This window comes from Micromonospora arborensis (assembly GCF_003205615.1).
Taxonomy (GTDB): domain Bacteria; phylum Actinomycetota; class Actinomycetes; order Mycobacteriales; family Micromonosporaceae; genus Micromonospora; species Micromonospora arborensis.
The window spans coordinates 1-15,057 of the sequence record NZ_PYBV01000043.1; the positions used below are offsets into that span (position 1 = coordinate 1).

Annotated in this window: 13 protein-coding genes; 10 read left to right on the top strand and 3 right to left on the bottom strand. The window is 71.5% G+C overall.

What is annotated here, in order from left to right:
• Positions 1-198: 198 nt before the first annotated feature.
• From C7C45_RS28005 to C7C45_RS28045, 9 genes are all read left to right on the top strand, one after another.
• Positions 199-918 carry a VOC family protein gene (locus tag C7C45_RS28005; RefSeq protein ID WP_110567018.1) on the top strand — a complete coding sequence of 240 codons (720 nt, stop codon included), beginning with the start codon at positions 199-201 and terminating at the stop codon, positions 916-918.
• A 110-nt stretch (positions 919-1,028) separates the two neighbouring features.
• Positions 1,029-1,556 (top strand): GNAT family N-acetyltransferase, encoded by a 528-nt coding sequence (locus C7C45_RS28010; RefSeq protein ID WP_167454851.1) that lies wholly within the window; start codon positions 1,029-1,031, stop codon positions 1,554-1,556.
• A gap of 113 nt (positions 1,557-1,669) precedes the next feature.
• Positions 1,670-3,343, top strand: a complete 1,674-nt coding sequence (locus C7C45_RS28015) for a S1 family peptidase (protein ID WP_110567020.1) — start codon at positions 1,670-1,672, stop codon at positions 3,341-3,343.
• A 140-nt stretch (positions 3,344-3,483) separates the two neighbouring features.
• Positions 3,484-5,616: a serine/threonine-protein kinase gene (locus tag C7C45_RS28020; RefSeq protein WP_146247423.1), complete on the top strand. Its 2,133-nt coding sequence runs from the start codon at positions 3,484-3,486 to the stop codon at positions 5,614-5,616.
• 30 nt (positions 5,617-5,646) lie between these two features.
• A complete protein-coding gene (locus tag C7C45_RS28025; RefSeq protein ID WP_110567024.1) occupies positions 5,647-7,077 on the top strand; it encodes a VWA domain-containing protein in 1,431 nt (476 codons plus the stop codon).
• Positions 7,074-8,171, top strand: a complete 1,098-nt coding sequence (locus C7C45_RS28030; RefSeq protein ID WP_110567026.1) for a hypothetical protein — start codon at positions 7,074-7,076, stop codon at positions 8,169-8,171. Before C7C45_RS28025 ends, C7C45_RS28030 begins: the two co-directional genes overlap by 4 nt.
• A gap of 35 nt (positions 8,172-8,206) precedes the next feature.
• Positions 8,207-9,547 (top strand): ABC transporter substrate-binding protein, encoded by a 1,341-nt coding sequence (locus C7C45_RS28035; RefSeq protein WP_167454852.1) that lies wholly within the window; start codon positions 8,207-8,209, stop codon positions 9,545-9,547.
• Positions 9,548-9,561: 14 nt separating this feature from the next.
• The gene (locus C7C45_RS28040) at positions 9,562-9,903 is read left to right on the top strand and encodes a CU044_2847 family protein (RefSeq protein ID WP_110567030.1); all 342 of its coding nucleotides are present in this window, start codon (positions 9,562-9,564) and stop codon (positions 9,901-9,903) included.
• Between the two features lie 114 nt (positions 9,904-10,017).
• Positions 10,018-11,319, top strand: coding sequence for an NAD(P)/FAD-dependent oxidoreductase (locus tag C7C45_RS28045; protein ID WP_110567031.1), 1,302 nt, complete (start codon positions 10,018-10,020; stop codon positions 11,317-11,319).
• 106 nt (positions 11,320-11,425) lie between these two features.
• Here C7C45_RS28045 and C7C45_RS28050 read toward each other — a convergent pair whose 3' ends face one another.
• The 3 genes from C7C45_RS28050 to C7C45_RS28060 form a co-directional block, all read right to left on the bottom strand.
• Positions 11,426-12,526 (bottom strand): AI-2E family transporter, encoded by a 1,101-nt coding sequence (locus C7C45_RS28050; protein WP_110567033.1) that lies wholly within the window; start codon positions 12,524-12,526, stop codon positions 11,426-11,428.
• A 58-nt stretch (positions 12,527-12,584) separates the two neighbouring features.
• Positions 12,585-13,379: a spermidine synthase gene (locus tag C7C45_RS28055; RefSeq protein WP_110567068.1), complete on the bottom strand. Its 795-nt coding sequence runs from the start codon at positions 13,377-13,379 to the stop codon at positions 12,585-12,587.
• A 115-nt stretch (positions 13,380-13,494) separates the two neighbouring features.
• On the bottom strand, positions 13,495-14,472 hold the full coding sequence (locus C7C45_RS28060) for a DUF2267 domain-containing protein (RefSeq protein WP_110567035.1): 978 nt from the start codon (positions 14,470-14,472) through the stop codon (positions 13,495-13,497).
• A gap of 199 nt (positions 14,473-14,671) precedes the next feature.
• On the opposite strand from C7C45_RS28060, the gene C7C45_RS28065 reads away from it, so the two are divergent.
• Complete coding sequence (locus C7C45_RS28065) at positions 14,672-14,986, top strand: hypothetical protein (protein WP_110567037.1); 315 nt, start codon at positions 14,672-14,674, stop codon at positions 14,984-14,986.
• Positions 14,987-15,057: the final 71 nt, after the last annotated feature.

Here is a 15,057-nt window from a genome sequence, read left to right on the forward strand (position 1 = left end):
CCGCCGCTTGAAACCGCCGCCTCGGATACCGCAATGTCGGCGATCTGGAGTGGATCTTGCCGGGGCGGGTCGGTCTGGGCGTCGGCGGCGTACCGCACCGCGTGACCCGAAACTCGGGTGCGGTCGGCCTGGCGTACCCCTAGGCTCCCGCTCCAACGGCTGGCACGGCCCCCGGTCGGCTGGGAAAGGAGCGGAGCGATGACGGCACACCTGTTCGCAGTCAGCTTCGACGCGAGCCAGCCTCGGCAGCTCGCGCAGTTCTGGTCCGGGCTCCTGGGGCGGGAGGTCGTCGACGATCCGCACGACGGCGTCCTGCTCCGGCCCGCCAGGGACACCGAGTTCGGCATCCGCTTCGCCCCGAACCAGCAGCCGAAGGTCGTCCAGAACCGGATGCACTTCGACCTGACGAGCAGCTCGCTGGAGGACCAGCGGCAGACGGTGGCCAGGGCACTGGACCTCGGCGCGCGGCACGCCGACATCGGGCAGGGCCCGGAAATCGATCATGTGGTGCTCGCCGACCCCGAGGGCAACGAGTTCGACGTCATCGCGCCGGGCAACAACTTCCTCGCCGGCTGCGGGTTCGTCGGTGCGCTGGCCTGCGACGGGTCGCAGAAGGTCGGGTACTTCTGGAGCGCGGCGCTGGGGTGGCCGCTGGTCTGGGACCAGGGCGAGGAGACCGCGATCCAGTCACCCAACGGCGGCACGAAGATCACGTGGGGCGGTCCGCCGTACATGCCGAACGGAGGCAGGGACCGGGTGCGGTTCGACCTCGCGCCAGACCCCGACGTCGACCCGCAGGCAGAGGTCGACCGTCTGCTCTCGCTCGGAGCGACCCGGATCGACACCGACGCGGCGGCCGGCCGGTTGGTGCTGGCCGATCCCGACGGCGCCGAGTTCAGCCTGCTGACATCTCGTTAGCCCACGGTCGCGCCGCGGCCTGCCCGGACCATCAAGATTGAGTGGGATCCAGCCCGACTCGCCGAAACGAATTGGACAACGGCGGCACCGGTCGGTCAGAGTGGTCGGCCGTGAGATACCTGCGTACCGGTGGTCCGGCCGCGATCCGGCGGCCCCGGCCCACCGACTCCGACGAGTTCGTCGCCGCCGTGCGGCGCAGTCGGGACCTGCACCACCCGTGGTTGGCCGCGCCGGCCAGCCCGGAGGAGTACGACAGCTACCTGAGGCGGATCCGCCGCCGCGACAGTGCCGGTTACCTGATCTGTGACCGGGCCAGCGGCGAGATCGCCGGTTACGTGAACATCAGCGGGATCGTGCTCGGTGCGCTGCGCGGTGGGTACCTCGGGTATGCGGCGTTCCTGCCGTACAGCGGCACCGGGCACGCCTCGGCCGGTGTCGCCCTGGTGATCGACCACGCGTTCCACTCGGTCGGGCTGCACCGGCTGGAGGCGAACATCCAGCCGGGCAACGAGCCGTCCCGGCGGGTGGCCCGCAAGCTCGGTTTCCGGTTGGAGGGCTTCTCGCCGGACTACCTGTTCATCGACGGCGCCTGGCGTGACCACGAGCGCTGGGCGATCACCGCGCCAGCGTCGACCTGACCGCGACGACGCTCGTCATGCTGGCTGGTAATTCGCCTGTAACAGCGACAAAAGCGCATAGACGTAATGACGTCGGTCAACGGATATGATCCGCCTCCATTACCCTTAGCGAAGTGACGTTCAGCCATGGCAACGAGCGATGGCCGGTCCGTGTGCGTAGTGAGCATGGCGAGGTTCTGGGCGCCGGAATGGCGTTGGATGATCGCCACGTCCTGACCTGCGCCCACGTTGTCAGCGCAGGCGGCGAAACGGCGTCCCCCGGCACCGAGCCGACGTGGCCGGTCCTTGTCGACCTCGTCGGCCAGGCGGTCAGCCGGACGGTGCCGGCCCGGGTCATGCCCGGTTGCTGGTGGCCACCCACCGACGACGGGCGGGGTGACATCACGCTGCTCGAGCTGGCGGAGCCCGTGCCGCAGGGCCCCTTCGCGCCGCTGCGTCGCATGCGGCGGACCTGGGACCGCCGCGTCATCATGTACGGCTTCCCGGAGACGCTGGAACACGGCGTATTCGTCGAGGCCCGGCTCACCGGCCGGTCCGGGGCGGGCCGGGAACGGATCCAGATGGTCTCGGCGACCACCGGCCCCCAGGTCAGCCAGGGCTTCAGCGGCGCGGCGGTGGTCGACGCCGACACCGGGCACGTCGTCGGAATGGTGGTCAGCACGTACCAGGATGGCGACCGGGACGTGGTCGGCGGCGCCGAGCCGGGCAGCGGCCTGTCGTGGATGATCCCGGTCGAGACGATCCTGAGCCGCCTGTCGTGGATCCGTGACCAGGTGCCGGGGGAGTCCTCGGTCGACCTGAGCTTCCGATCTGTTGAGGACACCCCGGCCGACCCGAGGGTTGCTCGCCAACTCGTGGACTTCTTCGGTCGCGAGCTGCCCGGCAACGTGCTGGTCATCGTCATCGACCACCGCGATTCCGGCGTCGCCGCGGCGGTGCGTCAGGCCGCCGTGCTGTCCAGTCGGGAGCTTCGACCACCCACCGACCCGCACCAGGACGTCGTCGCCCCGCCGATCGGCAGCATCGACCTCGCGGTGGACGCCGCGGACAGGAGCACGAAGGACGTGTCCCAGCGGATCGCCGACTGGGCCGGGGCGGCCGACGCCGCGACCACGGCGCCGGACAGCGACCGGGTCATCGAGACGGCGCCGCGCTCGATCATCATCAACAACATCGACGAGGCCGCCGAACCAGAGACGCTCCTCACCGAGGTGGTGCTGCCCCTGGTCGACCAGGCTCCCACGCGGGACCTGCGGATGCTGCTGACCTTCCGCGGTGAGTCGATCCGGCTGCGCACCACTCTGCTGGCGAGTCGGGTCGCTGGCCTGCAGACCGCCGAGGAGGCTGTCCGCCGGGCGTCCCGCAGGGCAATGGCCGTGGTCGCCGACGTGCCCCGGCTGCAGCCCGTGGCGACCGAGCTGCGGATCCAGCTGACCAAGCTGCGGGCCGCGGCCGCCACCACCGACGGCGACACTCTGGCCGCCCTCCTCGCCTCGACCGAGCGGGCCACCGACCGGGCGCTGCGCCGGGCCGAGTCGGTGCGGCGGGAGATCGTGGCACGGGAGGATCTCTGGTCCGAGCTTCGCGGCCGGCTGGGCGCCTACCTGGCGATGGCCGTGCAACACGGATTCTCCGAGGATGCCGTGCTCGGCACGTCGTACCGCCGCGCGTACGAGCTGCTCATGGCCGCGCCCTGCGATCTGGTGGTCACCGAGGTGGCGGTACGCCAGTACGCCGAGGCAGTCGCGCAGCGAGTGGGCGGCCAGCCCGGAGGGAGCGGTTCTTGACACCGTGCAATTGGCCAGGCTGCACCGGCACCGTCGACGAGACAGGTTTCTGTGACCTCTGCGGCCTCGCGCCACTCCCCACCGACAGCGCCAGGCCGGCGGCAGCCACGTCCCGGTCATCCACTCGGGACGTCTGGACGGTGGCCAGTCTCGTCTCCCTGCCGGTGCTGACCTTCTCGCCCGACGACACGGCCACCGAACCACTCCGGGTGCCCGACGAGTTGCGGGTCTGCGTCCGGAATCACCCCGTCGGTCGGAGCCGGGGCGGTCGACCCGGTCGGGACAGAGGCTTCTGCCCCTACTGCCCGACTCCGACGCCGTTCAACTTCCTGCCCAGCCTGCAACCGGACGACCTGGTCGCCGGGCGGTACAAGGTGGTCCGCTGCGTGGCCCGCGGCGGTCAGGGCTGGGTCTACCTCGCCCACGACACCCACAAGGATCTCCTCGACGTCGCCTTGAAGGGCGTGTTGCACGCCGAGGACGAGGCCTCCCTGCAGGCCGCGGTCGAGGAACGGCAGTTCCTCAACTCGCTGGACCACCCGAACATCGTCCGGAGCACCGACTTCGCCACCCACGACGACCCGGTCGCCGGCCCGACCGGCTACATCGTGATGGACTTCCTCGACGGCATGTCGTTGCACAAGCTGCAGGCCGCCGCCAAGGACCCTCGGCAGCCGGACGTCGCGCTACCGATCGACCACATCCTCGCCTACGGCCACGAGATCCTCGCCGCGCTCGACTACCTGCACCGACGCGGGTTGCTCTACACCGACATGAAGCCCGACAACGTGATGCGCACCGCCGACCGGATCAAGGTGATCGACCTGGGCGGGGTCCGCAAGGCCGACAGCGGGCACGAGCGGATCGTCCATTCCGTCGGCTTCTCGGTGAGCAAGACGGAATACCAGACCCGGGGCCCCACCGAACGCTCCGACCTGTTCGCCCTCGGTCGTACGTTGGAAGAGCTGTACCGGCACCGCACACCCGGGCCGGACACCCCCGGAGCAGCCCCGGACGCCCTCGGCATCGAGTCGTTCCGCCGGCTCGTCGCCCGGGCGGTCCGCCCAGACTGGGACCGGCGGTTCGCCTCTGCCGTCGAGATGTCCGAGCAGCTCCTCGGGGTGCTGCGGGAGATCCTGGCGGGCCAGCCGGACCGGCGTCAGCCCGAGCCGATCTCGCTCTTCCAACCCTCCGCCCAACTGCTGGACGCGGGTCTCGGGCTGGTCCCGCCACTGCGTACCTGGATCGGTGCGGTCGACAGCACCGTCCTGGATGACGGCCTGCCCACCTCGGTCGACGTGGCCCTCGGCCTGCCGGTGCCCCGACCCGACCCGGACGACCCGGCCGTCAACGTGCTCCGCACGGTCGACGCGTCGGACGCGCGGGCACTGCTGGGTGAGCTCGCCATGGTCGAACAGAGGTCGGTGGAGATCGAGTTGAGTCGGTGCCGGGCACACCTCGCGCTGGCCGACCTCGACGCGGCCGACGCGGCGTTGTCCGCCGCCGAAACGTTGCCCGGCACCCAGCCCGACGTCGACTGGCGGATCGCCTGGCACCGTGGGCTGCTCGCGCTCGCCGGCGACCGGATCGACGTGGCGGGACGGCAGTTCGACGTGGTCTACGGCGACATCCCCGGGGAGGTCGCCCCCAAGCTCGCGTTGGGCTACTGCGCCGAGCGGGACGGCGACGACGCGCGGGCGGCCCGCTACTACGCGGCGGTCTGGCTGCGCGACCCGTTCCAGGCCAGCGCCGCGTTCGGGCTGGCCCGGCTCCGCCTGGCGGCGACCGACCGGGCCGGTGCCGTCGCCGTACTCGACGAGGTTCCGGCGCTCTCCCGGCACCACGACGCCGCCCGCGTCGCCGCGGTGCGGGTGCTGTCGTCCCGGTTGCCCGGCGGCCCACCCGCCGCCCGCGAGCTCAGCCAGGCCGTCCACCGGCTGACCGGGCTGGATCTCGACGGCGAGTCGCGCGACCGGCTGACCACGGCGATCCGGGAGATGGCGCTCGACCTGGTGCGTTCCGGAGACGCCGCCGACCTGGCCGGCGGCCCGGTGCTGGGTGACCCGCCGACTGAGCGTGCCATCCGCGAGTTGCTGGAGAACTCGTACCGGGCGTTGGGCCAGCAGGCGCGACACGCCGATCTCCCCGAGCCCGTGGCGGTGCGGTCCGGCCGCTCTCGGCTGGTTGGTCGCACCGGCGACGCCGCGCGTCGCGCCGCGCACGACGTGCTCGTCGACCGGGCGAACGCCGTCCGGCCCCGCACCCGATGGTGACCGAACCGACCCGGAACGGAGCGTGAATCGGTGGACACCGCTATCCAGTTCAGCCTGGAAGTCAACCAGAACAAGTATCTGCGCGTGGGCGGCCGGGAGATGCACGCCGTCCTCTCGGTGACCGGGCAGGGGACGACGGGCGAGGACGACACCTCAACCCGGTCGGATCCGTCCCGGCTGGTCGAGGTGCTGGTGATCGACTGTTCCGGGTCGATGGCGGATCCACCGACCAAGATGGCGGCGGCGGAGCAGGCCGCCGCGGCGGCCATCAACGTGTTGCCGGACGGCGTCCGGTTCGCGGTGATCGAGGGGACCCTGCAGGCCAGAGTGGTCTATCCGCCGACGGGGACGCTCGTGACCGCCTCGCCGGCCACCCGCAAAGAGGCCAAGGCGGCGGTCGCCCGGCTCAGCGCCAGCGGCGGGACGGCGATGGGCAGTTGGCTCGCGGCGGCACGGGACCTGCTTCCGCCGTCGTCGACGACGATCAACCACGTGCTGCTGCTCACCGACGGGGTCAACCAGCACGAGACCGAGGAGGAGTTGGAACGTGTCCTGCGGACCTGCGCCGGCCGGTTCGTCTGCGACCCCCGCGGCATCGGAGAGGGGTGGCACCCCCCGGATCTGCTCCGGATCGCCGCCGCGCTGAACGGCACCGCCGAGGCGGTACGGCGGCCAGCCGACCTGGTAGCCAGCTTCCGGGAGTCCATTCGTGCCGCGCTGACCAAGCTCCTGCCGGACGTGCGGATCCGGCTGCGGACCGTGCCGTACGCGACGGTGACCTTCTTCAAACAGGCCCGCCCCACCATTCAGGACCTCACCGAGTACGCCACGAAGGTCGACGAGCGGACGTGGGAGGTCGCCACCGGCTCGTGGGGTGCCGAGCGCCGGGAGTTCCATCTCTGCCTGGGTGTCGAGCCACCCGACGACATCCTGGAGCAGGACCGGTTGGCCGCCCGGGTCGACCTGGTGGTCGACGGGGAGCTGCGGGCCGCCACCGCGACCGTCCTCGTGCACTGGACCGTCAACATGGCCAGGTCGGCGCGGATAGATCTCAGCGTCTCCCAGGTGACCGGGCAGGAGGACGTCCGGCAGGCCATCAACGCCGGCTGCGACGCGTACGACCGTGGTGACCGGATCGAGGCACACGCTCAGTGGGCTCGGGCGGTGGCGCTGGCAACGGCGACGCGGGACGAGGTCGCCCTGGACCAGCTACGGCACCTGGTGGACATCGAGCCCGGTGGCCTCGTCCGGCTCAAGGAGAACCTGAGCCAGACCGACATCAAGGTCAGCATCATCGAGTCGACGCAGAACCCGTCGCACCCACCGGTGCCGCGCGGCAGAGCAGTCGCGGACCAGATCTGCGGCGCGTGCGGCGAGACGTCACCGCCCGGCGCGGGCCGTTGCGAGAACTGCGGTCGGCGGTTCACGGGCGACGACCCACCAGCGGGAGCGCTGGTATGACGGCGGTCGTGCGTACCCCGGCGCTGGTCAGCACCACCCGGCAAACCCTCGTGCGTCTGCGCGGGTGGCTGCTCGGGATCACCGCCGTCACCCTGGCCAGCAGTCTGGCGGTCTTCCTCGGTGTCGCCGGGAATGCCGACGTCGCCGCGGACCGGTCCGTACCGGCGATCCTCGCCAGCTACGACGCGCAGGACGCGCTGCGCAACGCGCATCTCGCGGCGGTGCGCAATCTCGCCGAGGGCGGCGAGGTCCTCGGCGGCCCCGGGGTGGATTACCAGCGCCAGATCGCCGGCGCCGGCCAGTACCTCACCCTGTTGGCGGAGAACAACGCGGCCGGCGATGAGGGCACCCAGGCCATCCAGACGATCGAGGCGCTGCTGGTCACCTATACCGGGCTCATCGGCCAGGCCGACGCGCGCTACCGGGACGCGGGTCTGCGGGCCCTCGGGGTGGCCGCGCTCCGGGACGCGGCGAGCATGTTGGACGACATCCTGTTCCGGCTCGAGCGTCTGCGGGGCATGCAGTTGCGTGCCATGGACAACCAGGTGAACAACGTCTGGACCAACAAGCTGACCGCGGCCGTCTGGCTGCTGCCGCTGGTCGCGCTCGGCGTCCTGTTGATCCGGACGCAGGTGTATCTGAGCCGCCGCTTCCGCCGGACGATGAATGTTCCCCTGCTGGTGGCCACTGTCGCGACGGTGGGGATGGTGGCTCTCACCGCGCTGAGCCTCTGGTCGGCGGACAAACTGGACCGGGCCCGTGCGGGAGTCGAAGCCGTGCACGACAGCCGGCAGGGGCAGCTTGAGGACGTGCGTTTCCGCGCCGCCAACGGCTTGGCGAGTGCGGTGCAGGAGCAGTGCAAGACTGCCTGCGCCGACACCATCGCGGAAATTGCCGCCCCGGCCCCGTCCCCGTCTTCGACACCAGGGCGGGCGATCATCGCGGCCGACGCCGCCATCACCGCCGATGCCGTCGGCGCGGCCGACAGCCGCTCCGTCGAACTCGCCCTGCCCCTGCTCGCGCTCGGCATCGCGGTGCTGGTCCTCGCGGGCTTCCGGCCCCGCCTGGCGGAATATGGAGAGCGGTCGACATGAGAGGCTGCCCACGGAGGTCCCGAACGGCGTTGGCGATGGTCACGGGGCTGCTGGCCGGTGTCGCGCTGAGCGGATGCGCCGCCGAGCCGGCCGCGGAGCTGACGGTCCTTGGTTCCTGGACCGGCGAGGAAGAGGTGGAGTTCATCCGGGTCCTGGACAAATTCGAGGCCGCGTCCGGCATTCGAACCCGGTACCAGGGGCACCGGGACGTCAGCCAGGTGCTCCAGGTGGGGATCGAGCGAGGTCGCCCGCCCGACGTCGCGATCCTGCCCCGCCTCAACGACCTGCAGCGGTACGTCAACGCCGGCCACCTGGCGCCGCTGACAGGCGCCTTCACGACCGACCCGGCCGCCGCCCCGCAGCTGATCAAGCTCACCCGCAAGATCGGGTCGGACGGCAACCCGGTCGGCGGCGAACTCGCCTACGCGGTCACGATCGCCACCCACCTGAAGAGCGTGGTCTGGTACGACCCGGCAGAGCTGGCCAAGTTCGGCCAGACTCCGCCGCGGACCTGGGAGGAGATGGTCAACCAGACCCAGCGCCTCGCCGCCGGCCAGCAGGTGCCCTGGTGCCTCGGAATGAGTGCGCCGCCGGTCTCCGGCTGGCCGGGCACCGACTGGATCGAGGACATCCTGTTGCACGACGCCGGCCAGGTCGCCTACGAGCAGTGGACCCGCGGCGACCTCCCCTGGACCGCACCAGCGATGAAGGATGCCTGGGAGACCTGGGGTTCCCTGCTCCGGGTCTCGGCGGGGGAGACGGCCCGCGCCAGCCTCTACACCAAGTTCCAGGTGGCGGGGACGGGTCTGTTTCCGGGCACGGAGGCGTCGGCAAAACGAGGGTGCCACCTGGACCACCAGGGTTCCTTCGTGATCCGCGACTACCGCGAGTACCTGGACGAACTGCCCAGTCCGACGGATAGCGCGTCGCCTGCCCCGTCGTTCACGTTCTTCCCGACGCCGCCGCCGGCCGGAAAGACGGACAACTCGTCGCTGCAGGAGGTCTCCGATGACGTCGCGGCCATGTTCCGCGACACCGAGCCGGCCAGGAAGCTGATGAGCTACCTCGCCTCCGAGCAGGCGCAGACGGCCCGGCGTGCGGAGACCGAGGACGTGGCCTTCAGCCGGCGTACGCCGACGGCCGAATACCCGGACCCGGTCACGAAGGCGGTCGCGGCGCGGTTGCACACCGGCACCATGTGCTGGGACGGTGCGGACCTGCTGCCGGCGGCGATGGCCACGGCCTTCGAGCGGGCGGTCCTGGTCTACCTGGAAGCACCGGAGCGCCTGGACGTTCTGCTCACCGAACTCGAAGCGGTGCGAGGGAAGTTGTCGAAGGCCGAGTGGATGGATCTCCAGTGCGTTCCGACCGCGTGAGAGGGCAGTGAACGATGACGGAGTTGCGCAGGTTCGACCTGGAGGGCGGCGGGTCGGTGGTGGTCGAGGTCGACGGTAGGGCCGGCGTGACGCCGGCCGGCAACGCCGGCAAGGTGGTCCGCGAGGCGCGGGCGACGTTCGACCGGGCGCTCTCGGAGGTACGCGACGCCGCCTCCGCCGCGCTCGGCCAGTTCCAGTCGATGGCCCACCGTCCGGACGAGGTGGAGATCACCTTCGGGGTGCAGCTGACCGCGGAGACCGGCGCGGTGATCGCCCGAACCGGCGTCCAAGGCCAGCTAACGGTAACGGTGCGCTGGCACCGCCCACCCCAACCCCACCCCCCGGCACCGTCGTGATCAAGAGGTTTGCGTCACGCCACGCCACGGTCCGCGACGCAAACCTCTTGATCACCGCGGAGGGCGGGTCGGCTGTGCACGTTTGTGCTGGGCTTCGGCGGGAAACGGCCCGCAATGACGAAACCTCGTGTGGTGATCGTGGGAGCCGGGTTCGCCGGTTACCACGCGGCGAAGACGTTGAGCCGGATCGCCCGGGACCGGGCCGAGATCGTGGTGCTGAACTCGACCGACTACTTCCTCTATCTCCCACTGCTGCCCGAGGTGGCGGCCGGCGTGGTCGAGCCCAAACGGATCGCGGTGCCGCTGACCGGAACGCTCAAGGGCGTACGGGTGGTGATCGGCGAGGCCGACCACGTCGACCTGCAGAACCGCTGGGTCGGCTTCACCCAGGCGGAGGGGGAGAAGAACCGGCTGGCGTACGACCGGCTGATTCTCGCCGTGGGCAGCGTCAACAAGCTGCTGCCCATCCCGGGGGTGACCGAGTACGCGCACGGCTTCCGCGGGCTGCCCGAGGCGGTCTACCTGCACGACCACATCGTCCGTCAGATCGAGTTGGCCGAGCAGGCCGAGGACCCGGCCGAGCAGCAGGCCCGCTCCACGTTCGTGGTGGTCGGGGCGGGTTACACCGGCACCGAGGTCGCCGCGCACGGGCAGTTGTTCACCGACGCGTTGCACGCCCAGCGGCCCCGACTCACCGTCCGCCCCCGCTGGATGCTGCTCGACGTCGCGCCCCGGGTGCTGCCGGAGCTGGACAAGCGGATGTCGGACACCTCGCACAAGGTGCTCAACCGGCGTGGTGTGGACGTCCGGATGGGCACGTCCGTGGCCGAGGCGACCTGCGACGGGGTGAAACTCACCGACGGCGAGTACGTGCCGACCTGCACGCTGGTGTGGTGCGTGGGGGTACGCCCCGACCCGTTCGTCAACGAGCTGGGCCTGCGTACCGACCGGGGTCGGCTGGTGGTCGACGAGTTCCTCAACGTCCCCGGCTACCCGGAGGTGTACGCCTGCGGCGACGCCGCCGCGGTGCCCGACCTGGTCAATCCGGGTCAGATCTGCGGGATGACGGCCCAGCACGCGCAGCGGCAGGGCAAACGGGCGGCACACAACATCGCCGCGTCGTACGGCTTCGGCCGGCGCAAGCCGTACAAGCACCACGACCTGGGCTGGGTCGTCGACCTGGGTGGCAAGGACGCGGCGGCGAACCCGTTGCAGGTGAACCTGGCCGGGCTGCCGGCCAAGGCGGTCACCCGGGCCTACCACCTGATGGCGATGCCCGGAAACCGTACGCGGGTCAGTGCCGACTGGGCGTTGGACGCCGCGCTGACCCGGTCGGCGGTTCAGCTGGGGCTGGTGCCGGCCAACGCCGTGCCGTTGGAGAGCACCACACCAGAGGTCGCGACCCGATCCCGCTGAGCTGCTGCCACGGCGTCGGACCGTCGGCCGCCGGCTGCGCGTGCTTCGGCCGCCCGCTGCGCGTGCTTCGGTCGGTCGCCGAGCACGCGACGTGCCCTGCGGCCGGTCAGCCCTGGTGGGCGGGACCGGCCGGTCGGCGTGGCTGTGCGGCCGGACCGGTCGGCGGGGTGGGTCGAAGCCGGCGTGGGCCGTACTCGCGTAGCAGCGTCTGCACGATGCCGGCGGCGGGGATGGCCAGCAGCGCGCCGAGCAGGCCCGCCAACTCCGCCGCGAGCAGCACGCTGACCAGGACGGTCAGCGGGTTGAGTCGGACCGCGCGGGACAGGATGAACGGCTGGAGCAGGTGGTTCTCCACCTGCTGGTAGATCACGAAGAAGACGAGCACCACCACCCCGGCGGTGGGGGAGTGCAGGAAGCCGGCACCGGCCGCGATGACCGCGCCGAGCGTCGCACCGACCAGCGGTATCAGGTCGGCCACCGCCACCAGCAGGGCGATCACGGCGGCGAACGGCACCCCGGTGAGGACCAGCACCACGAAGGTCAACGCCCCGCAGATCACGCTGATCAGCAGGTTGCCGGTGAGGTACCCGGTGATGGTCCGGGACACCTCCCGTCCGACCCGGCGCAGCCGCTCACCCTGGCCGTCCCCGCCCGCCGCGAGCACGCCGCGGGTGATCCGCGGCGCTTCCAACACCATCAGGTACGCAAGCACGATGACCGTCACCACCCCGGCGACCGTCTCGACGACGCCCCGCAGCACGCCGACCGCGGGTTGGCGCAGTCGGGTGCCAAGATCGCGCAGCTGCTCGGAGTGCTCGCTGACGTAGCGTCGCGCGCCGGTGCGCTCCAGCAACTGCCCCAGCGGGCCTCGGCCGGCGCGGGCGTCGTGCACCAGCCCCGGCGCCCGGTCGGCGAACCGGCCCAGTTCCCCGAACAACGGCACCAGGATGAGCGCGGCCAGGATCGCCAGCAGCACGAACGCGGCCAGGAACACCAGCAGGGTGGCCAACGACCGACGCCGTACGAAACGGCGTTGCAACCGGTCGACGAGGGGCTTGAGCGCGACGGCGAAGAACGCCGCGACCACCGCCCAGACCAGCACCCGGCGGGTCGCGTAGACAAAGGCGAGCGCGAACGCGGTCGCCAGCACCAGACTGATCACGATCAGGGTCCGGCGGGCGGTCACCCGATCGTCGGCGTTGCTCATCCGCGGCGACTTCCCCGCACTCGCCGTCGAAAACCCGGCATTGCGGACGGGACGGCGATCAGCGGCGCCGGGGATCGTCCGCGTCGGTGACGGGGTGGGCGCCGGCGACGAACGTGTCGAGTGCGGCGGCGTGCAGCAGACCACCGGGTACCGGATCGCGCAGCGCGGCCACCGCCAACCGCCCCACCGGCAGCCCACCGGGTCGGGACGTCGCGGCCAGCACCAGGTTGCCGTACCGCCGGCCGCGCAGCATCCGCCGGTCGCCCAGCACGCACACGTCGGCGAAGACCGCCCGCAACGTGGCCACCTGCACCCGCGTGCCGACCAGGGGCGGCAGGTCCGTGACGTTGACCAGGTACGACCCGTCCGGGCGCAGGGTGCGGGCCACCTCGGCGGCGAACTCGACGGTGCGTACGTGCCCCGGCATCCGGGCCGCCCGGTAGATGTCGGCGATCACCAGGTCGTACTGACCGGTCGGGGTGGCGGTGAGCGCGTCCCGGGCGTCGGCGACCTCCACCCGCACCTCGGGCGGCAGCGGCGGCAACTCCTGGGCGACGAGCTCGACCACCGCCGGGTCCCGCTCGACGACCCGTTGCGGGGAGCCGGGGCGGGTGGCAGCCAGCCAACGCGGCAGCGTCAACGCGCCCCCACCGAGGTGCAGAACGCTCAGCGGGGCGCCCGGCGGGGCGGCCAGCTCCACCGCCGAGGCGATCCGCCGGACGTACTCGAAGTGCAGGTGCCGGGGATCCTCGACATCCACGTACGACTGCTCGACACCGGCGGACAGCAGTATCCGGCCGGTCCGGCGGACCGGGTCGGCGGCCAGCTCCAACCGGTCGGCGGCGCGGTTCATGACCGGCACGCTAGCCGAGCCCACGGTCCAGCCCGCCCGTGGCCCGGCGTGGCCGACGGGCCGGCGCGGCGGGGTCGCCCCGCGCACGCCGGCCCGCACCTGTCGCTGGCGCTGGTCAGCCGCCGGCCATCCCGGCACCCACCTCGTCGATCGCGTCGTCGATCTGACGGGCGAGGTCCACGTCGAGCGCGGTCACCCCGTTGGCCTGAGTGGTCCGTACGGTCAACACGGCGGCGGTGTCACCGGGACGTCCGATGCTGGGGCCACGGCCGGTGTCCTGGCGCATCCGGTCCAGCCGGTCGAGCACCCGGTCCAGGTTGTCCGCAGGCAGCGCGACCACCCGGTAGAGGCCCTGGCTGTCGCCGGACCAGTACGGCAGGTCGTCGAGCGCCGCACTGATCTCGTCCGGGTCCAGGGTCGGTGTGGTGGTGGAGGCGCCCACGAGACCACCGCCGGCCTCCGGCGGGTTCAGCAGGTCACGCAACCCGTCGGGTACGTGCAACGACTCGACCAGGTCGCCGTCCTGCTCGGCGAGCGCGGCGAACGTCGCCTCGGCCTGGTACCGGGCCTGCTCCGGGGTGTTGCCGCTGATCCGGCCCACCTCGGCCAGGAAGCCGGCCAGCTCATGGTGCCGCTCGATGCCGTCGACGGGCAGCACGTCGTGCAGGGACGCCGGCACCGCCGCGAGCAGTCGTTGCCGCTCGGCCGCCTCCAGGGCGAAGGCGAGGACCAGCACTGTCGCCTCGGTGCCCACCTTGGCCGTCTTGAAGTCGACCCCGGCCCGCCGACGGACCTCGTCGACCAGGTCGTGGTAGCCCATGCTGTTCACGCCGGCCGCTCCGCCCGGTGCGGACGGCTGAGGCCGTGGATTGTCGGCAGTGCCGACCTGCGGCGGTGCCGGCCCGCCACGCGTACTGTCCGGTTTGTGGGGCCCGGCCGCCGGTGGGCCGGCCCGCTTGCCGCTCTCCAGGCTCTTGAGCTGCTTGGAGGCGCTCAGGCTGGCACCGATCTCGCTGGGCTGGCGACTCTGTTCGCGGGCCTGCCGGGCCAGAGCCCGACGCCGCTGGTTGTCGCCCTCCATCTGCTTGCGCATGGTGGCACCCTTCCGCTGGGGATCGTGACTGCGCCAGTCGCCTTCCCGCCGTCCCGGGAGCCGAAACGGACGCTGCCGGCCGGGTCGGCCCGGTGTCCGTGGCGCTTCATCCGGCGGGGGTGAGGAGCGCTCACCCGCTCGGGGCGCACGATCGGGTCAGGACCGAGGTTCTTCCGAGGTACGCGGAAGGAAGGTCGTCATGAAGCAGATCGTCGAGATCGTTCCCGCCCGAGCCGGTTGGTACGCCCGCTGGCAGCTCGCACCGGAGGTCACCAGGTGTTACCCGGTGAGTCTGTGGGCGCTGCTGGAGGAGGCCGACGGAACCGGCCGTGAGGTCATCGGCATGGACTGCATCGGCCAGTGGCCTGGCGCGGACGACAACGAGGCGGGTGGGCAGTTCGTCCGCTATCTCTACCACACGCCCGATTCGGGAGAGCCCGAGGACGTCGACCCGACCCCGACCGGCGAGCTGCGCGAGAACGGGCCCCGGCTCCAGCCGATGACGGCACCCTAGACCTTCCTCCGGCCCCCGACCCCAGGTCCCAGGGTCGGGGGCCATCCCCGTCTTTGCGGATCCCGGCGGTC

Bases quoted from the DNA above. Each gene is read 5' to 3' on its own strand.
- C7C45_RS28005 (WP_110567018.1), top strand. From the start codon at position 199: ATGACGGCACACCTGTTCGCAGTCAGCTTCGACGCGAGCCAGCCTCGG.
- C7C45_RS28030 (WP_110567026.1), top strand. From the start codon at position 7,074: ATGACGGCGGTCGTGCGTACCCCGGCGCTGGTCAGCACCACCCGGCAA.
- C7C45_RS28035 (WP_167454852.1), top strand. From the start codon at position 8,207: ATGGTCACGGGGCTGCTGGCCGGTGTCGCGCTGAGCGGATGCGCCGCC.
- C7C45_RS28040 (WP_110567030.1), top strand. From the start codon at position 9,562: ATGACGGAGTTGCGCAGGTTCGACCTGGAGGGCGGCGGGTCGGTGGTG.
- C7C45_RS28045 (WP_110567031.1), top strand. From the start codon at position 10,018: ATGACGAAACCTCGTGTGGTGATCGTGGGAGCCGGGTTCGCCGGTTAC.
- C7C45_RS28050 (WP_110567033.1), bottom strand. From the start codon at position 12,526: ATGAGCAACGCCGACGATCGGGTGACCGCCCGCCGGACCCTGATCGTG.
- C7C45_RS28055 (WP_110567068.1), bottom strand. From the start codon at position 13,379: ATGAACCGCGCCGCCGACCGGTTGGAGCTGGCCGCCGACCCGGTCCGC.
- C7C45_RS28060 (WP_110567035.1), bottom strand. From the start codon at position 14,472: ATGCGCAAGCAGATGGAGGGCGACAACCAGCGGCGTCGGGCTCTGGCC.
- C7C45_RS28065 (WP_110567037.1), top strand. From the start codon at position 14,672: ATGAAGCAGATCGTCGAGATCGTTCCCGCCCGAGCCGGTTGGTACGCC.